Below are 17,523 nucleotides of genomic sequence, written 5' to 3' on the forward strand. Positions count from 1 at the left end.
ATGCTCAGTCCGGGAGTGCAGCTCGGTAACCGCTACCGTCTCGACGAGCGCATCGCCAGCGGTGGCATGGGCGACGTCTGGCGCGGCCTGGACCAGGTGCTCGGCCGTACGGTCGCGGTGAAGAGCCTGCTGCCGGCGCTGCTGGACGAGCCCGGTTTCGCCGAGCGGTTCCGCGGCGAGGCACGCACCATGGCGACGATCAACCACCCGGGTGTGGTCGACGTCTACGACTTCGGCAACGACCAGCAGATCGCCTTCCTGGTGATGGAGTACGTGGAGGGCGACCCGCTCTCGGCCACGCTGAGCCGGGTCGGTCGACTCACCCCGGCCCGGACGATGGCGTTGGTGGCGCAGGCCGCCGACGCGCTGCACGCGGCCCACCTCAAGGGGATCGTGCACCGGGACGTGAAGCCCGGCAACCTGCTGGTCCGGCCGAACGGCACGCTGGTGCTGACCGACTTCGGCATCGCCCGCTCGGAACTCGTCGGCCAGCTCACCGCCGCCGGTTCGGTGCTCGGCACCGCCTCGTACATCTCGCCCGAGCAGGCCACCGGCCAGGTCGCCACCCCCGCCTCGGACGTGTACGCCCTCGGCGTGGTGGCGTACCAGTGTCTCGCCGGGCGTCGGCCCTTCGAGGGCGACAACCCGCTCGACATCGCCATGCGGCACGTGCGGGAGACCCCGCGACAGTTGCCGTCCGACATCCCGCCGCAGGTCTGCGCCCTGGTGGAGCGGGCCATGGCGAAGGACCCCAAGGACCGCTGGCAGAGCGCCGCCGCGCTGGCCGGGGTGGCCCGGCAGCTCAAGACGGCGCTGTCCCAGCAGGCGCGCGCGGGTGGGCAGAACGCCAACCCGATCTCGGCCGCCCCCGCGTCACCGGCTCCCGGACGCGCCCAGGTGCCGACACCGCAACCGCCGCGCCCGTCGGCGGCGCCGCACTCGACACCGCCCGGTCGCCCTCCGGCCGTGAACCACCGGCCGCCGATGGCGGCCCGTCCCCCGGCGGCGCAACCACTGCGCCCCACGACCGTCGCCCCGGCCGTGCCGGCGATGCCGGTCGGCCGACCGATGCCCCCGCCCAACAACTACCCGCGTGCCGCCGCCGCGCCGCCCGGCTACCAGCCACGGCCAGCACCACCACAGCAGGTGCCCGGACGGTCGCGTTCCGGAGTCCTGTTTCTGGCAGTGATGCTGGGCGTACTGGTCCTGCTCTGTTCCGGCGTGGTTTCCTACCGGGTGCGGATGAACCAGAGCGCCGACCTGCCGGTCGGGGTCTCCGTGCAAACGGTGTCGTCCGTCGTGCCAGGGCTCGACGGGCGAGACGATCCGGCCGGTACCGCGTACCGTCGACTGGATCAGCCCCGCGTGGGCAGCCACGAGACGACGACGAGTGAAGGACGACGGACGCGATGACAGCGCAGGCCCGCCTGCTCGGTGGCAGGTACCAGGTCGGCGAGCTGCTCGGATATGGCGGCATGGCCGAGGTGCATCGCGGTCGCGACCTGCGGCTCGGCCGAGATGTCGCGATCAAGATGCTCCGGACCGACCTGGCCCGGGACGCCACATTCCAGATGCGTTTCCGGCGGGAGGCGCAGAACGCGGCCTCGCTCAACCACCCGGCCATCGTCGCGGTCTACGACACGGGTGAGGAACAGGCGCCGACCGGCGAGACCCTTCCGTTCATCGTGATGGAGTTCGTCAACGGGCGCACCCTCAAGGAGGTGCTCGGTGCCGAGGGCCGGTTGCAGCCCCGGCGGGCGCTGGAGATCTCCGCCGACATCTGCGCCGCGCTGGAGTTCAGCCACCGGCACGGCATCATCCACCGCGACATCAAGCCCGGCAACGTGATGCTCACCCAGACCGGCCAGGTCAAGGTGATGGACTTCGGTATCGCCCGGGCTCTGGCCAGCGGTGCCACCACGATGACGCAGACCAGCGCGGTCATCGGCACCGCCCAGTACCTCTCCCCGGAGCAGGCGCGCGGTGAGGCCGTCGACGCCCGTTCCGACGTGTACGCCGCCGGCTGCGTCCTCTTCGAGTTGGTCTGCGGCCACCCGCCGTTCGTCGGCGACAGCCCGGTCAGCGTCGCGTACCAGCACGTGCGGGAGACCCCGCCGACGCCGAGTGACCTGAACCCGGACGTCACCCCGGCGGTCGACGCGATCGTGCTCAAGGCGCTCTCCAAGAACCCGCTCAACCGCTACCAGAGCGCCGGTGAGATGCGTGCCGACATGCTCCGGGCGGCGGCTGGGCGCCCGGTCATGGCGACGCCCGTGATGCGCGAGGACGAGACCGTCGCGATGGCGCCGTCCCCGGGCTACTCGTCCGGTGCGGCGGGTGCCACCCAGACGCGGCAGATCCCCGCCCGGGTCGGCGACCCGCGCCAGCGTCGCGCCTCGTCCTGGCTGATCGCCATGTTCGCCGCGCTCGGCGTACTCGCGGTGATCGCACTGGTCGCCGCGCTGCTGCTGAACCAGCGCGATCCCGAGGACACTCCGGTGCCGACCCTGACCGGGCTCAGCCAGGAGGACGCGCGCGCCCAGGCCGAGCAGAGTGGCCTCACCCTGGAGGTGGGCAACCCCGTCTTCGACTCGGACTGCCGGAAGGACACCGTGGTCAACCAGACCCCGGCTGCCGGTGAACGGGTGGAGCCGAACAGCACGGTGACCGTGGAGATCTGCGGCGGCAAGCCCGAAGTGACCATTCCGTCCGTGGTCGGTGGCACCCGGCAGTTCGCCGAGAACGAGCTGGAGAAGCTCAAACTCGAAGTCGAGGTCAAGCAGGAGAACAACGCCGCGCCCGAGGGCCAGGTGTTGAAGATCGAGCCGGCTGAGGGCGAGAAGGTGGCAGAGGGGACCAAGGTCACCCTCACCGTGTCGCGGGGCAACGTCGTGCCGGTGCCGAACGTCGAGGGGCTCACCGAGCAGGCGGCTAAGCAGGCGCTGGAGAACGCCGGCTTCAAGGTCGACGTCGACCAGGGCCGCGAGGTGCCCGCCGACCAGGCCGGTCGGGTGCTCGACCAGAGTCCCAACGCCAACTCCCAGCGCACCAAGGGCAGCACGGTGAAGATCGTCGTGTCGGTGCCCGAGGTGGAGGACCCGGATCCGCCGACGCCGACGCCGCCGACCGGGAGCCCGTCCACCCCGCCGCCGGACGAGGACGACGACGGTGGCGGCAGCGGTGGCAGTGGCGGCGGCCAGGTGATGCCGACTTCGGGCTTCCCGCCGTTCCGCTTCCCCGGAGAGTGACCGACGCGGCCCCCGCCGCCACCCCCGTGCGGTGGCGACGCCGCCCGGTCCGGCGGGGCCGGGCGGTCGGTGACCGCTTCGCTGTGTCGGGCGGGCCGGTGACGGACCGGCGTCAGGTGGTGGCGAACGCGGCGCGGCGGCGGGTGTCGACCTCGGCCGCCAACGCGGGCGCCCGCTCCAGCGCCTCCTGGTAGCCGCAGCCAGCCAGCCAGTTCGCCAACATCAGGTGCCCGCCTTCGGTGAGCACCGACTCCGGGTGGAACTGCACGCCCTCGATCGGCAGCGTGCGGTGCCGCATCGCCATCACCACGCCGGACTCCGTCCGGCCGGTGACCTCCAGCTCCGCCGGCAGCGTCTCGGGCAGGACGGCGAGGGAGTGGTAGCGGGTCGCCGTGAACGGGTCGGGCAGACCGGCGAGTACGCCGACCGAGTCGTGGCGTACCTCGGAGGTCTTGCCGTGCAGCAGCTCGGGGGCGCGGGCGACGGTGGCGCCGTACGCCTCGCCGATCGCCTGGTGACCGAGGCAGACGCCGAAGATCGGGATCTCGCCCGCGTACCGGCGGATCACGTCGAGGCAGATGCCGGCCCGGTCGGGACTGCCCGGTCCCGGTGAGAGCAGGATGCCGTCGGCACCGACCCGTCCCACCTCCGCCACGTCGATCTCGTCGTTGCGCCGCACCTCGCACTCGACGCCGAGCTGGCCGAGGTACTGCACCAGGTTGAAGACGAACGAGTCGTAGTTGTCGATCACCAGGACGCGCATCGGCCTCACTCGTCTTCGTCCGGCGGCGGGGTGTTGTTCCGGTCGGTGTCGTACGGCAGGTCGTGCTCGTCACCGGGCGGGGCGTCGGAGGGATCCTCACCGGGCACCACGTCACCGCCGGGTGCCCCGGGACCGTCGTCCTGCTGGGTCACCTGGACGTCCTCTCCGGTGAACGGGAGGTGCGGCCCGGCCCAGGGGAAGACCACGTACCAGAGCAGCGCTACCGCGGTGGTGGCGAGCAGCAGGCTGCCGACGAGTTTGCCGGGTACCCCGAAGGGCAGCTTTCGCCAGATCCAGGCGTACATCGTCAGGCTCCCAGCTCCGCCGGGCGCCCCTCGGCCTTCGGCTGCGTACGGGTCAACTCGGCGTGGACGATCAGCCGCTCGTAGTTGTCGAACTTGGGGTTGCAGGTGGTCAGCGTCAGCATCCGCTTGGACGGCCGGACCCCGGGCCGCCCCGGCACGGGTGCGACCACCTCCACCTGGGACGGCTTCACGATGTGGTTCTCGGTGACCTGGTAGACGTACCAGTCGTCGCGGCCCTCGACCACGATCGCGTCACCGTTGCGCAGCTCGTCCAGCCGCCAGAAGGTGGCCCGGTTGCGGTGTCCGGCCACGGAGAAGTTGCCGACCTGTCCGGGCTGGGCGCTGTCCGGGTAGTGGCCCGGCGCGTACCGGATGTCCTCCTGTCGGACGCCCTCGACGACGATCCACTCCTTGTCGAACTTCGGGATGTAGAGCCCGGCGATCGGCTTGCCGTTGACCGGCGGTTTCGGGGACGCCGACGGCGAGGCGCTGGCCGAGGGGGAGACCGTGGGGTCGCCCTCGGGGCCCCACGCCTCGGCGAGCTGCTGGCTCAGCTCGCCCTGGTGCGCGTCGACGATCGCCGACTTGCCCCAGATCTCGTAGCCGGCGAAGAGGAGCACCACCAGGCCGAACGTGATCAGCAGCTCGCCGCTGAACCGCAGGCCGGTGCGGATCCGGGACCAGGCGGACGGCCGGGTCAGCTCGGAGTAGACGCTCTTGTAGCCCTCGCCGGTCTGGTGCGGCCGGAGTTGCACCACCCGGTCGCCCCGGCGCGGCTTGGGAGGCTCGGTGCCCGGGTCGGCACCGTCGGCCGGGTCGTCGGTCTCGGGCGGCCGGGGCACGGCCCCCATCAGGGCGGTGGAGTCCATCGCGGGCGGAGTGCTCGGTCGGGTGCCGGTCACCGCCGGGATGAGGGCGGTGGCGCCCGGGTCGGCCGACCGGCCGTCGTCCGGTCGGGAGCCGGTGGCGGCCCCACCGGTCGGCGACAACGCCGGGGTGTTGCCGGTCGGTGCCGGGGCACCCCGCGTCGGCGACGCGGACGGGTTGCCCGTGAGGGAGGGCGTGGTCGACGAGGCCGGGGGCGTGCCGCCGTTCGGGGCGGCGGCCGAGCGGGCCTGACCGCCGATCGCCGGCATCAGTGCGGTCGGTCCCTCACCGGACCAGCTCTGGCCGGTGGGCTGCCCCGAGGGCGGCCCGTCGCGGCCGTCCCGGCTCTCCGGCCGCCACGCTGCGGGCGGCTGCGGGCCGGTGGGCTGTGACGTCGGGTGCGGTGCCGTCGGCTGCTGCGGGCCCGTGGGCTGCTGGCGGACGGGCCCCGACGGCGGGACCTGCTCGGGCTGCCCGCCGTGCCGCGCCTGCGCCGGGTCGAGACCGTGCCGGGCGTACGACGACTGCCCCGCGCCGGAGAACGAGGTCGACGGCTGGCCGGGCTGCGGCGTGGCCGGTCGTACCGGGCCGGCGTTCGACCGGGCCGGGCCGGCCCCGGAGGGTGCGGATCCGTTCCCCGAGGGAGCCAGGCTGGGCACGTCCGGGCGCAGTGACCCGGGCCCGTGCGGCGGTGATCCGGTGTCCGGCCGGGCTGGTCCGGTCGCCGGTCGTCCGGTCGCGCCGCCGGGCGGCGAGAGGGGCGGCGGCTGTCCACCGGACCAGGTCGAGGAGGCACCCGGGCCGCTGCCGCTGGCCTGTCCCGGACCGCCGGGGGCGGTGCGGTCGGGCGGGGTGGGCGCGGCGGGGCGGCGGGCCTCGAAGGCCCCGCGCCACGGGGTCGGCTCGACGGGGATGTCCGGCTCGCCGGAGGGCAGGGGTACGCCGTTCCACTGCCCGGCACCACCCGGGCCCTGCCGTCGACCGGGCCCACCGACCGGCGGCAGGCTCGGCGACGGACCCCACTGCCCCGGCGTCCGGTCCTGGCTCGGCGTCCGGTCCTCGCTGGGCGAGGGACCCCACTGACCGGGTGTCCGGTCCTGCCCCGGCGCGGTGTCCCAGCGGCCCGGTGCCCCGGAGCCACCCGGGCCGGCCGTGTCGCCGAAGCGTGGGTCCGGTCCGCTGCCCGGCGGGGCGGAGGTGTCCCACCGGCCGGGCGTGGTGTTCCAGCGACCGGCCGGGCCGGTGGGCTCGCCGGGTCGGGTGTCGTGGGTATCGGACGGCCGGGTACCGGGCGGGACCGGCGGGCGACGCTCGGACCCGCCCGACGCACGGCCCTCGGGCGCGGCGGCGCGACGGCTGTCGGGCCGGGCCTGGTGGCGGTTGTCCGGCATGCCCGGTTGGCGGTTGTCCGGCGTGGCGGTGCGGCGGTTGTCCGGCGTGGCCGGGGGGCGGCCGTCGGCCACGCCGGGGTCGGGTCGCTCGACCTTCGGCAGAAAGGCGGTGGGCTCCTCGGCCTGGTCGCGGTGCCGGCCGTCGGGGTGCGGGCTCACAGCGTGCTCACCGCGGCACCGTGGCCGATCGCAGGGTGGTGGAGTCCTCGAACGCGGGCACGGTGACGGTGCCGGAAAGCTCCTGGTAGCCGAGCTGGTAGTTGTCGACCGCGTCCCTGAACCACCGGACTCCCTCGGAAGCGGCGAGGGCCTGCCGCAGTGCGGCGGGGTCGCCAATTGCTACGATCTTGAACGGAGGGGAGTACACCCGGCCGTGCAGCAGCAGGGTGTTACCCACGCAGCGTACCGCGCTGGTCGCCAGGACGCGGACGTTCATGATTGACATCGCCTCGGCGCCACCGGCCCACAGCGCGTTCACCACTGCCTGGACGTCACCCTGGTGCACGACCAGATCGTCGTTGGTGGCCCCTTCGGGCAGGTTGTTGAGTCGGGGCGCGTCGTCGAGCACGACGGTCATCCCCGGGCCGGTCAACTCGGTGAAACCGGCGTTGGCGAGGCTGGCGGCGCCGCGTTCCTGCTGCTCCCGGATCGGTGTGTCCGAGCCGGCGAGGTCGGCCGTACGGCTCTCGACCTCCTTGCGCAGCGTCGCGGCGCGTTCCTCGTTCGCCGCCACCTGGGCGCGGCGGTCCTCGATCAGCTCGGTGAGCTGGGGGCGTCGGTCCTCGCGCAGGTTCGTGCCGCCAGCGGTGGTGGCGGTGGTGGTGAAGAGCAGGCCGGCCGCGGCGGCGATCAGGGGTACCCCGATCGACCAGCCCGGACGGCGCTGACGCGGCCGACGGGGCAGCAACCCGGCGACGAGTCGTCGCAGCGCCTTCTGCCACGACGCTGCGCCGGACGTGTACTCCACGGCCGTTCCCCCCTTGTCCTCCGGCTCCGGCACCCGACAGGTGCGGCGGAGCGACGGTCGCCCGCCCGTCCGATTCGCCGATGCCGGACATCGGTCTGGCCTCATTCGTGGATTGGACGGGCCTTCCGGACTACGCTAGCTGTCGAACATTATTGGCCATGGACCGTCGCCCTCGCGCCCGGTTGTCAGGCCGGACGAGGTCGTAACCCCTCTGGAGAGCGTCGTGCCCAAGTCTCAGGTCCGCAAGAAGAAGGTGTACACCCCGCCCACGGACGTACGCCCGACGACGACATCGGCGTCCCGTAAGCCGAGCCCGGTCTGGCTGCCCGCCACGGCCGTGTCGTTGATCGCCTTCGGCATCGCCTGGCTGGTGGTCTACTACCTGTCCGAGCAGGAGTACCCGGTCATGGAGCTGGGGTACTGGAACCTCGCGGTCGGCTTCGGCGCGATGGTCGCCTCGCTGATCCTGCTCTCCCGCTGGCGCTGATCCCCTGCTCAACGGCCACGTGCCCGGGCCCCGGCCGAGCGGATTCGGCGGTGGCCTCCTAAGGTGTGCGCAGGGCGGCGTGGCCCAGGTGCGAGAAGTCTCACGTTACTGCTGAGTAACCTTGCGCGTAAGCTGCATCGCATGACCGAGTGGACCGAGGTCATCGACCGATCCGGGTCGAGGTGCGGCACCCTGGCGTGACCAATCGCACCCCGACCCCGGTCGCCGAGCCGCTCGACAGGCAGCAGACCGGGAGGCCAACTCGATGGGCAGCGTCCAGATCGTCACCACGATCCTCGCGGCGGCGATCACCGCCGTGGCGGTGTGGCTCGCGGTGCGTGCGGTCTCGAAGATGTTCGCCGTGATCCGGCTGGGCCAGCCCGACCCGTCCCGCTCCGGTGACCACGCCGCGCGTACGAAGACCATGCTCGCGGAGACGGCCGGGCACACCCGGATGCTCCGCTGGAGCGTGGTCGGCGCCGCGCACTGGTTCGTGATGGTCGGCTTTCTCGTGCTGTCGCTGCTGGTGCTCGAGGCGTACTTCGAGGTGGTGTCGCCGACCGCCGGCCTGCCGCTGATCGGTGGCTGGACGCTCTACGGGCTGGTCACCGAGTGGATCGGCATCCTCGGCGTGGTCGGCATCGTGGTGCTGATCGCGATCCGGGTGGCCAACCGGCCGAGTCAGGCCGGACGCCGGTCCCGGTTCACCGGCTCCACCATGTGGCAGGGCTACTTCGTCGAGGCCGTCGTCCTCGCCGTCCTCGTCATGGGCTTCCTGATCCGTGGCTTCAAGGTGGCCACCGACCACTTCGAGTACCCGACCTGGGCCACCCCGCTGAGTCACGCGGTCGGCTCGGTGTTGCCGGACTGGGAGTCCGGGGTCAGCATCGCCGCCCTGGTCAAGATCGCGATCTCGATGACCTGGCTCATCGTGATCTCGCTGAACGTGACCATGGGCGTCGCCTGGCACCGCTTCCTCGCCTTCCCGAACATCTACTTCAAGCGCAAGCCGGGTGCGTCCGGCTCCGGCCTCGGGCCGCTGCGGCCGATGACGAGCGAGGGCAAGCCGCTCGACTTCGAGGAGGCCGATCCGGAGAAGGACCAGTTCGGCGTCGCGCACGTCGAGCAGTTCACCTGGAAGGGCCTGCTGGACTTCAGCACCTGCACGGAGTGCGGCCGGTGCCAGTCGCAGTGCCCGGCGTGGAACACCGGCAAGCCGCTGTCGCCGAAGCTGCTGGTGCTCAGCCTGCGTGACCACGCGTACGCCAAGGCGCCCTATCTGCTGGCCGGCGGCGGCAAGGACCTCACCGGCGAGGAGAAGGCCACCGCCGCGCAACTCGCCCACCTCGACGTGCTGGCGCTCGCCGAGGCGGAGAAGCCGCTGATCGGCGACGCCGAGGCGGGCGGCGTGATCGACCCGGACGTGCTCTGGTCGTGCACCACCTGCGGGGCCTGCGTCGAGCAGTGCCCGGTGGACATCGAGCACGTCGACCACATCGTCGACATGCGCCGCTACCAGGTGCTGATCGAGTCGAACTTCCCCTCCGAGGCCGGCGTGATGCTGCGCAACCTGGAGAACAAGGGCAACCCCTGGGGCGCGCCGCAGAACACCCGGGAGGACTGGACCAAGGGTCTCGATTTCGAGGTGCCCCGGGTCGGCGAGGTCGAGGACTTCGAGTACCTCTTCTGGGTCGGCTGCGCGGGCGCGTTCGAGGACCGGGCGAAGAAGACCACTCGGGCGGTCGCCACGCTGCTGAACGAGGCCGGTGTCTCGTTCGCCATCCTCGGTGAGGGCGAGACGTGCTCGGGCGACCCGGCCCGCCGGATCGGCAACGAGTTCGTCTTCCAGATGCTCGCCCAGCAGAACGTGGAGACGCTCAACGAGGCGTTCGAGGGCCGCGAGAAGGCAAAGCGGAAGATCGTCGCGACCTGTCCGCACTGCTTCAACACCCTGGGCAACGAGTACGGCCAGCTCGGCGGCGAGTTCGAGGTGGTGCACCACACCCAGTTGCTGGCGCACCTGGTCGCCACCGGCAAGCTGACCCCGGTGCAGCCGGTCGACGGCGGCGTCACCTACCACGACCCGTGCTACCTGGGCCGGCACAACCGGGTCTTCGCCCCGCCGCGCGAGGTGCTGGGCAGCGCCGTCGGTGCCGACAACAGCGTGGTCGAGATGCCGCGCAACAGCGAGCGCTCCTTCTGCTGTGGCGCCGGTGGCGCGCGCATGTGGATGGAGGAGCGGATCGGTAAGCGGATCAATGTGGATCGGGTCGAGGAGGCCATGTCCACCGGCGCGAAGACCGTCGCGGTCGGCTGTCCGTTCTGCTCGACGATGCTGAGTGACGGAGTCAACGGCAAGGGGGCGGGCGACCAGGTCGAGGTGGTCGACGTGGCCAGCGTGCTGCTGCGTTCGATCAAGCCCGAGCCGACCCGGGGCGCCGAGGAGGGCGAGCCGGTCGCCGGGTGACCAGCGAGAACGTCGGGGCGTGGTCGGCATCTGTACGGATGCCGACACGTCCTGATTTTTATATTGGCGGAGATGACTGTAACGAATTGGTCGACACCCTTTGTGTGCGGTCCGTCGCACAAAGGTGAATGAGCCGTTGGTCGCCTTGATTCCACCGCGCGCCTTCCCTAATGTGAGGCACCGACCGCCGTGGGTCGTCTGTCTCGCCCCCTACCGCTAGCGGGACGCCCGGTGGTCGGTCGCAAAGGAGTCGGTGCCGGTGGCAACCATGCCCCTCCATCGTCATGCGCCGGGACGCCCCACCCCCGCGCGCGGGCTGCGCAAGGCCGCTCGCCGCCTGGTCGTCCTGGTCGCCGCCGCCGCGGTCGGTGCCGGTCTGGTCGCCGCGCCCGCGTCCGCCGCGCCGTCGGTGGACGAGATCGAGCGCCAGATCGACAAGCAGTGGCAGCAGCTCGAACCCACTATCGAGCAGTTCAACAAGGTGCGCTCGGAGCTGCGGACCAACCGCGAGAAGGCCGACAAGCTGCAAAAGAAGATCGAGCCGCTGGCGCTGGAGACGGAGCTGGCGATGAACCGGGTCGCCGGTCTGGCCTCCCGGTACTACATCACCGGCCCCTCGCAGGAGATCGGCGCGGTGCTGCTCAACGCGAAGCCGGACAAGCTCGGTGAGCAGATGGCCCTCCTCGACCGGCTGGCCTGGGAGGAGCGCCGTCAGCTCGAGGGCGTCATGAAGATCCGGAAGAAGTACGACGACCAGAAGGCCGTACTCGACGCGCTGATCGTCGACCAGGAGGCCAAGCAGAAGCAGCTCGCGGCGAAGAAGAAGCAGATCGACGCCGAGATCAAGCGGCTGGAACGGTCCCTTCCGGTGACCACCGTCAAGACCACCAACTGCCCGACCATCAACGGTGTGGTCAGCGACGCGGCCCGGACGGCGATCCGGACCGCCTGCGCGCAGGTCGGCAAGCCGTACGTCTGGGGTGCCACCGGGCCGAACTCGTTCGACTGCTCGGGTCTCACCCAGTACGCGTACAAGGCGGCGGGTATCTACCTGACCCACTTCACGGGTGCCCAGTGGCGCGAGGGCAAGGCCATCTCCCGGGCTGACGCCCGCCCCGGTGACCTCGTGTTCTTCCGCAGCGACGTGAGCCACGTCGGGATCTATCTGGGGAACAACACGATGGTGCACGCGGCGCGTGCCGGTGTGCCGGTGAACGTCTCGCCGATCACGACGATGCCGGTCGCCGGCTTCCGTCGACCCGGCTGACGCCTGAGCGCGTACGCAGGAACGACGAAAGGCCCTCGGTCAAGCGACCGGGGGCCTTCTTCGTTGTCGGATTAATGCACCGAGAGTGACGGTGTGGGTGTGTTGCGTATCGACGCCGATCGTCCCTACGCTGGTCAATCGTCGGCCCGCTGGCAGGACCGCCCACCCGGGGCGGTGACGGTCCGACACCGCCGAGTCGCTGTCCGAGCGAGCCGGGGACCCAGGTTCCCGGGGTGAGTCCGCGATCGTCGCGGTAGGGCGTCCCCTTCCCGCCCGAACCCGTCAGCTAACCCGGTAGGCGGTCTGGGAAGAAGGAGTACGCAGCCCGGTGGCACACCATGCCCCGCGGCCACCGTCGTACCGGCCGGCGAAGCCCGGCCCGACGACGGCTGCGCCGCGATTCCGCTGGTACCGCTGCACCACCGCACTCGCCGCACTCGCCGCGACCGCCGTTCTGCTGACCGGCGGCGCGACGGCGGCCCACGCCGATCCCACGGTCGACGACATCGAGCGCCAGATCGACGAGGACTGGAACCGGCTCGAAGCCGTCATCGAACGGCACAACGCGACCCGGCAGGACCTGGCCGGCACCCGCCGGGAGGCAGACGCGCTGACCGCCCGCATCGCCCCGCTCCAACAGCAGGTGGACGAGGCGACGAAGCGGGTCGGCGCGCTGGCCGCGCGCGCGTACCGGGGCGAGCCGGTCCGCGCCGTGAACACGCTGCTGGGCAGCCGGTCGCCGGGCGAGGTCGTCGCCCAGCTCGGCCTGCTCGACCGGTACGCCCGCTTCCAGCAGGAGGACGTACGCCAGGCGCGTGAGCTGTGGGACGAACTCGCCGCCACCCGAGCCGGACTGGACCGCACCATCGCCGAGCTGACCCGCACCGAGGCCGACCTGGCCGCGAAGCGGCGGCAGATCGACACCGAGATCGAGCGGTTGCAGCGGTTGCGGCTGCGGGCGTACGACGACGGGGGTGGTGGTCCGCTGCGGCCGGCGCCCTGTCCGGCCACCTACCCGGGTGGCCCGGCCGGTGAGGCGGTCACCTTCGCCTGCGCCCAGATCGGCAAGCCGTACTCGTGGGGTGCCGAGGGGCCGCACGCGTACGACTGCTCGGGGTTGATGTTGGCCGCGTGGGCGCGGGCCGGGGTGGCGCTGCCGCACAACGCGGCGCGGCAGCGGCAGGTCACCGCCTCGGTCGGTCGCGGCGACCTGCGCCCAGGTGATCTGGTCTTCTACTACCGCGACCTGCACCACGTCGGCATGTACGTCGGCGGCGGGTGGGTGGTGCACGCCTCCCGGGCGGGCAAGCCGATCGCGATGAAGCGGATGGACAGCAGCCCGATCCACAGCTTCGGCCGACCCGGCTGAGTAGCCGGATGATCGCGGGCCCGCTCCACGGCGGCGCGGGCCCGCCGGTCGTCAGCGGGTCGTCAGCGGGTCGGCCAGGTACGCCAGTTCTGCCAGGCGCGGCTCGGCGTCGGGCCGCGCTGCCCCTGGTAGCGCGAGCCGTAGACGAGCGAGCCGTACGGGTGCTCGGCGGGCGAGGAGAGCCGGAAGATGCAGAGCTGGCCGATCTTCATGCCGGGCCAGAGCGTGATCGGCAGGTTGGCCACGTTGGACAGCTCCAGCGTCACGTGCCCGGAGAAGCCGGGGTCGATGAAACCGGCGGTGGAGTGCGTCAGCAGGCCGAGGCGGCCGAGGCTGGACTTGCCTTCGAGCCGGCCGGCGAGCTGGTCGCCGAGCGAGATCACCTCAAGCGTGGAGGCGAGCACGAACTCACCGGGGTGCAACACGAACGGCTCGCCGTCGGGCACCTCCACCGGCGAGGTGAGATCGTCCTGCTGGGTCGCCGGGTCGATGTGTGTGTACAGGTGGTTGTTGAACACCCGGAACAGCTTGTCCAGGCGGACGTCGATGCTGGACGGCTGCACCAGGGTGGGCTCGAAGGGCTCCAGTGCCAGGGTGCCGGCCTTGATCTCGGAGACCAGGTCACGGTCGGAGAGCAGCATCGCCACACCTTAGCGGCCGGTATGCGTGACCTGCGTGTCGGACTACCCGCTTAGAACGTATGTTCGATAGGATGGCGGCATGGCTTCCTGGTCCGAATTCACCGCTGACGAGCCTCGACTCGCCGACGGGATCCGCCTTCTCATGCAGCAGTACGGCCCGGGCTTCGGCTACCTGGCCACGGTCCGCGCCGACGGCGGGCCCCGGGTGCACCCGGTCTCCCCGCTGATCACCGACGACGGTCTGTTCTGTTTCGTGATCGACTCGCCGAAGCGGCGCGACCTGGAACGCGACGGGCGGTATGCGTTGCACTCGTTCCCGGCGGAGGAGAGCGACGACGAGGCGTACGTCGCCGGTCGGGCCCGACCCGTCACCGACGACGCCACGGTGGCCCGGCTGGCGCTGGCGGCCCGCGCAGCCCCGCACGTCGACTGGCGCCTGTTCGAGTTCACCGTCGACGTGGCGATGCTCACCCGGCACCAGCACGCCGCCACCGCCGGGCTGGTCGGACGACCGGCGGTACAGGTCTGGCTCGACCCGGCCGGTGCCACCCCGCAGGCGGCCCGGCCCGCGCCCCACCCGACCCGTGCGGCCCGACATGTCCGCGCCGCCTGAGCACTCCGGTGCCGGCCCCGCCTGACGACGGGACCGGCACCGGAGGTACGCGCCGACGACTCCCGCGCTACGCGCGGTAGGTGTTCCAGGCGTTGATCATCCGGGTCGCCTGGCCCGGGGTGAACTGGTACATGCAGGTGTCGTACGTGTAGTCCATGAAGTTGGTGATCGGGTCCAGCCCCGCGGTGGAGCAGGTGTCCCGACCGGTCGGGCACTGGTAGGCCGGCGACGCCTCCGCCGGAGTGTCGGAGACCTGGTCGCCGCTGCCCGAGCAGCCGCCCTGGAACGTGTGGTACAGGTTCAGCCAGTGGCCGACCTCGTGGGTGCCGGTGTCACCCTGGTTGTAGTTGGTGGCGGTGCCACCCGGCAGCGACTCGCTGAGCACGACCACGCCGTCCATCACGTTCAGCGTGGTCTGCGGGAAGGTCGCCCAGCCGAGCAGGCCCCCGCTCAGCTCACCGAGATAGATGTTGAGCGTGCCCTTGGTGCCCTGGCGGAGCTGGGTCTTCATCTGCCGCTCGGCGGTGGAGCCCTGCCTGATCGGATACCACGACGTGTTGGTGACCCGGTTGATGCTCTGCAACTGGAAGGCGAAGGCGGTGGCGGCACCGCCCGTCGCACCCGCGAACGACTGGTTCAGCACGGTGATCTGCGACTGGATCATCGAGTCGGGGATGTTCCCGCCGGCCCGGGTGGTGTCCTTGCGGATCACGTGCACCACCACCGGGATGGTGACCGAGGCCGCCGCGGCCTGGGCGCTGAGCGTACGCTGACCGACCCGCTTGGCCCGCTCCTGCAACAGGTCGGCGAACTCCGACTCCCGCTGGTGCAGTTGCGTCATGGTCAACTCGTTCGGGTCGTGCTTGACGACCGCGTCGCCCCGGACTCGGGCCGCAGTGCCCGTCGGGTCCTCACACACCTCGTCGGCGGAGACGGCGGTAGCCGTCGGGGCGGCGGCCGTGGTGGCCGCCGGCAGCAGACCGACCGTGGCCACGCCGAGCGCCACCGCCAGCGACGTCGATGCGATGCCGGCGATCCGCCGGTTCAGCAGGACGGGACGGAGTCCCATAAGCCCACCTCTTTCTGGCGACGCGACCGGGGGTTGTGTCGCGTCGTGCGGGAAACGTGGGCCAGACGTTACAACGCATCGACAGATTTGAGAATGGCTATGTGTTGCCGGCATGCAACTTCTTGCGCAGCGTGCGGAGGCGGGCCGGGCGGGGTGGTCGGCGGGGGTGGCTGGGTGCACCGGGGCGGTGGCTCAGGTACAGTGGTGCCGCTTGCGGGTGTAGTTCAATGGCAGAACATCAGCTTCCCAAGCTGACAGTGCGGGTTCGATTCCCGTCACCCGCTCCACGCACGAAAGCCCTGGTCAGGACGTGAGTCCCACCAGGGCTTTCGCGTTGCCAGGAGAGCTGAAACCGGCCGTGGGTCATTAGCGGGCCATTAGCTCGCTTCGGTCGCTGGTCTGCCACCTTCGGGCCTGCCTCGGCGTGCGCTGCTTGCTGGGCGTGCCTCGGGCCGCCGTCACCGCCTTGTCGATCGCGTCGGCGATGCCTTGATCGACCTCCCTTGCCGGCGGGAAGATCAAGCTACCTACTTCACCATGCGCATCGGCTGGCCACTCAAGATGCCGTAGCCGAGAACGATCAAGGACGTAAGGCCGATCGCGGCGAAAGCTACGCCAATCGCCCGTTCCAGCAGGATGAAGCGCGCAAGACGCTGCTCGTGCGGGACGCCTGAGAGCCAGCGCCACGGCGGAACTCGCCGTAGCCCGCTCGTGGTGGACATCGACCGCCGCACGTGCCACTCCGTCACGTCGCGAAAGTTGGTGGCCAGGGCAACGCCGACGAGGCCGATAGCCAGGCTCGTGGCGACTCCCGCCAGGACACGCCATGTCTCCATCTGGCCTCCTCCCAGCATTACCGGATCTCAGGTGGCTTGCGCCCTAGGGCCTGGCTCCGGTGGGCGGTTGTTGCACATGCCGTAGCGGCATGTGGTGAGGTCAGGGCACCACAGCACGAAAGGCTCTGACTGCGATGTATCCCTCTCTCACGCCTCCCCGGCAGGTCAAGATCGGTGATGCCGCTGCGTTCGCCGGGATCACCCCACGCGCCATCCGCCACTACCACGAGATCGGTCTGCTGCCGGAACCCGAGCGCGGCGGGGACGGCCGCCGCCGCTACGGCTATGACGACATGACCCGCCTGCTGTGGATCCGCAAGATGGCTGATGCCGGTATCAGCCTGGACGACATGCGGGCCGCCTTCGGTGAAGCCCGGGACGACGCCGGAGACGATGCCCTGGACCACGCCCCGGATATCGAGTCGGTCCTGAGCAGGCTGGAGGAGACCTTGGCGGCGCAGGAGGCCATCATCAAGCGTCGGCGCGCGGCTGTCCAGCGTCTGCAGGCGCTGGGCAGCCCGCAGGGGCTGCTCTCCGAACTGGTCACGGACCGGCTCAGCCACCTGCCCCCGGGCGCGTTGCGCCCCTCCGATCTGGACGCCCTGCTCATCACAGAACGGATCTTCGGGCCGCTGGGCGCCGCCATCCAGGCCGGCACGTTCATCGTGCTGGCCACCCACCCCGACCTGCGGGCCGAGGAGGACCGTCTGGAGGCGGCCGAGGCCGCCCTCGACGACGGCGTCGAACCCGACGACCCGCTCGTCGAAGAGCTTGCCGTACAGCGATGCGCTCACCTGATGGCCCTGAATCAGGCCATCGAGGCAGCCGGTCTCGATGCGGCCGAGGAGAAGATCTTCGAGAGCTACGACGCCGACCTGAGAGGGGCGGAGCACACAGAGTTGAGTGCCGCCACAGCGATCACCAAGATGCCTTATGACTTCTCTCCTGCCCGGATGCGCTGCGCGGAACTCGCCGGACGGCTCTTCGGCGAGGCCCTTGCCGACGCCTACTCCGCGGACAGATGACAGTGCGGGTTCGATTCCCGTCACCCGCTCCACCGCGAAGGCACTGGTCAGGACGTAAGTCCCCGCCAATGCTCTGATGTTGCCAGCGCCCATGAGATCGCCAGGGTGGCTGGCCGCCGTCGGGCTCCTGCCGATCGGCTGCCGCGCCGGCTACGCCGCGGCATCGACGTTGCAGAAGGCGGCTACCACTGGCAGGGCGAACTCCGCT

Annotated in this window: 15 protein-coding genes, 1 tRNA gene and 1 riboswitch; of the genes, 9 read left to right on the forward strand and 7 right to left on the reverse strand. The window is 71.0% G+C overall.

Annotated features, from left to right (window positions below):
- Together ACQVFL_RS30710 and pknB are read left to right on the forward strand one after the other, a co-directional pair.
- Entirely contained in the window at positions 1 to 1,413 is a 1,413-nt protein-coding gene (locus tag ACQVFL_RS30710; RefSeq protein ID WP_396696478.1) for a serine/threonine-protein kinase, read from the forward strand.
- On the forward strand, positions 1,410 to 3,248 hold the full coding sequence (gene pknB, locus ACQVFL_RS30715) for a Stk1 family PASTA domain-containing Ser/Thr kinase (protein ID WP_431728184.1): 1,839 nt from the start codon (positions 1,410 to 1,412) through the stop codon (positions 3,246 to 3,248). Before ACQVFL_RS30710 ends, pknB begins: the two co-directional genes overlap by 4 nt.
- A 112-nt stretch (positions 3,249 to 3,360) precedes the next feature.
- On the opposite strand, the gene ACQVFL_RS30720 is transcribed toward pknB, so the two are convergent.
- Genes ACQVFL_RS30720 through ACQVFL_RS30735 form a run of 4 tightly spaced genes read right to left on the reverse strand, consistent with a single transcriptional unit; the run spans position 3,361 to position 7,541 of the window.
- Entirely contained in the window at positions 3,361 to 4,011 is a 651-nt protein-coding gene (locus ACQVFL_RS30720) for an aminodeoxychorismate/anthranilate synthase component II (RefSeq protein ID WP_396696482.1), read from the reverse strand.
- A 5-nt stretch (positions 4,012 to 4,016) separates the two neighbouring features.
- Entirely contained in the window at positions 4,017 to 4,316 is a 300-nt protein-coding gene (locus ACQVFL_RS30725; RefSeq protein WP_396696484.1) for a hypothetical protein, read from the reverse strand.
- Positions 4,317 to 4,318: 2 nt separating this feature from the next.
- Positions 4,319 to 6,733, reverse strand: coding sequence for a class E sortase (locus tag ACQVFL_RS30730; RefSeq protein ID WP_431728185.1), 2,415 nt, complete (start codon positions 6,731 to 6,733; stop codon positions 4,319 to 4,321).
- 7 nt (positions 6,734 to 6,740) lie between these two features.
- On the reverse strand, positions 6,741 to 7,541 hold the full coding sequence (locus ACQVFL_RS30735; protein ID WP_396696488.1) for a DUF881 domain-containing protein: 801 nt from the start codon (positions 7,539 to 7,541) through the stop codon (positions 6,741 to 6,743).
- 223 nt (positions 7,542 to 7,764) lie between these two features.
- Here ACQVFL_RS30735 and ACQVFL_RS30740 point away from each other — a divergent pair, with 223 nt between their 5' ends.
- The 4 genes from ACQVFL_RS30740 (at position 7,765) to ACQVFL_RS30755 (ending at position 13,131) form a co-directional block, all read left to right on the forward strand.
- Entirely contained in the window at positions 7,765 to 8,028 is a 264-nt protein-coding gene (locus tag ACQVFL_RS30740; protein WP_350697905.1) for a cell division protein CrgA, read from the forward strand.
- A 265-nt stretch (positions 8,029 to 8,293) separates the two neighbouring features.
- Complete coding sequence (locus tag ACQVFL_RS30745) at positions 8,294 to 10,495, forward strand: (Fe-S)-binding protein (RefSeq protein WP_396696490.1); 2,202 nt, start codon at positions 8,294 to 8,296, stop codon at positions 10,493 to 10,495.
- A 253-nt stretch (positions 10,496 to 10,748) separates the two neighbouring features.
- Positions 10,749 to 11,762: an NlpC/P60 family protein gene (locus tag ACQVFL_RS30750; RefSeq protein WP_396696492.1), complete on the forward strand. Its 1,014-nt coding sequence runs from the start codon at positions 10,749 to 10,751 to the stop codon at positions 11,760 to 11,762.
- Positions 11,763 to 11,941: 179 nt separating this feature from the next.
- Positions 11,942 to 12,078: riboswitch (cyclic di-AMP (ydaO/yuaA leader) on the forward strand.
- A gap of 12 nt (positions 12,079 to 12,090) precedes the next feature.
- Complete coding sequence (locus tag ACQVFL_RS30755) at positions 12,091 to 13,131, forward strand: NlpC/P60 family protein (protein ID WP_431728186.1); 1,041 nt, start codon at positions 12,091 to 12,093, stop codon at positions 13,129 to 13,131.
- Between the two features lie 62 nt (positions 13,132 to 13,193).
- Here the strand turns inward: ACQVFL_RS30755 and dcd are convergent, their stop codons facing one another.
- Positions 13,194 to 13,772, reverse strand: coding sequence for a dCTP deaminase (gene dcd, locus ACQVFL_RS30760; protein ID WP_396696496.1), 579 nt, complete (start codon positions 13,770 to 13,772; stop codon positions 13,194 to 13,196).
- A gap of 79 nt (positions 13,773 to 13,851) precedes the next feature.
- On the opposite strand from dcd, the gene ACQVFL_RS30765 reads away from it, so the two are divergent.
- A complete protein-coding gene (locus ACQVFL_RS30765) occupies positions 13,852 to 14,385 on the forward strand; it encodes a pyridoxamine 5'-phosphate oxidase family protein (RefSeq protein ID WP_396696498.1) in 534 nt (177 codons plus the stop codon).
- Between the two features lie 67 nt (positions 14,386 to 14,452).
- Here ACQVFL_RS30765 and ACQVFL_RS30770 read toward each other — a convergent pair whose 3' ends face one another.
- Entirely contained in the window at positions 14,453 to 15,454 is a 1,002-nt protein-coding gene (locus ACQVFL_RS30770) for a zinc metalloprotease (RefSeq protein WP_396696500.1), read from the reverse strand.
- A gap of 213 nt (positions 15,455 to 15,667) precedes the next feature.
- Between ACQVFL_RS30770 and ACQVFL_RS30775 the strand changes: the two genes are divergently transcribed.
- Positions 15,668 to 15,741: transfer RNA gene (locus tag ACQVFL_RS30775), tRNA-Gly, on the forward strand.
- A 240-nt stretch (positions 15,742 to 15,981) separates the two neighbouring features.
- On the opposite strand, the gene ACQVFL_RS30780 is transcribed toward ACQVFL_RS30775, so the two are convergent.
- Entirely contained in the window at positions 15,982 to 16,290 is a 309-nt protein-coding gene (locus ACQVFL_RS30780; RefSeq protein WP_396696502.1) for a hypothetical protein, read from the reverse strand.
- Positions 16,291 to 16,424: 134 nt separating this feature from the next.
- Here ACQVFL_RS30780 and ACQVFL_RS30785 point away from each other — a divergent pair, with 134 nt between their 5' ends.
- On the forward strand, positions 16,425 to 17,315 hold the full coding sequence (locus ACQVFL_RS30785; protein WP_431728187.1) for a MerR family transcriptional regulator: 891 nt from the start codon (positions 16,425 to 16,427) through the stop codon (positions 17,313 to 17,315).
- Positions 17,316 to 17,523 lie beyond the last annotated feature (208 nt).

This window comes from Verrucosispora sp. TAA-831 (assembly GCF_050780145.1).
Lineage (GTDB): Bacteria > Actinomycetota > Actinomycetes > Mycobacteriales > Micromonosporaceae > Micromonospora.

Bases quoted from the DNA above. Each gene is read 5' to 3' on its own strand.
- pknB (WP_431728184.1), top strand. From the start codon at position 1,410: ATGACAGCGCAGGCCCGCCTGCTCGGTGGCAGGTACCAGGTCGGCGAG.
- ACQVFL_RS30780 (WP_396696502.1), bottom strand. From the start codon at position 16,290: ATGGAGACATGGCGTGTCCTGGCGGGAGTCGCCACGAGCCTGGCTATC.
- ACQVFL_RS30745 (WP_396696490.1), top strand. From the start codon at position 8,294: ATGGGCAGCGTCCAGATCGTCACCACGATCCTCGCGGCGGCGATCACC.
- dcd (WP_396696496.1), bottom strand. From the start codon at position 13,772: ATGCTGCTCTCCGACCGTGACCTGGTCTCCGAGATCAAGGCCGGCACC.
- ACQVFL_RS30770 (WP_396696500.1), bottom strand. From the start codon at position 15,454: ATGGGACTCCGTCCCGTCCTGCTGAACCGGCGGATCGCCGGCATCGCA.
- ACQVFL_RS30765 (WP_396696498.1), top strand. From the start codon at position 13,852: ATGGCTTCCTGGTCCGAATTCACCGCTGACGAGCCTCGACTCGCCGAC.
- ACQVFL_RS30725 (WP_396696484.1), bottom strand. From the start codon at position 4,316: ATGTACGCCTGGATCTGGCGAAAGCTGCCCTTCGGGGTACCCGGCAAA.
- ACQVFL_RS30785 (WP_431728187.1), top strand. From the start codon at position 16,425: ATGTATCCCTCTCTCACGCCTCCCCGGCAGGTCAAGATCGGTGATGCC.
- ACQVFL_RS30710 (WP_396696478.1), top strand. From the start codon at position 1: ATGCTCAGTCCGGGAGTGCAGCTCGGTAACCGCTACCGTCTCGACGAG.
- ACQVFL_RS30720 (WP_396696482.1), bottom strand. From the start codon at position 4,011: ATGCGCGTCCTGGTGATCGACAACTACGACTCGTTCGTCTTCAACCTG.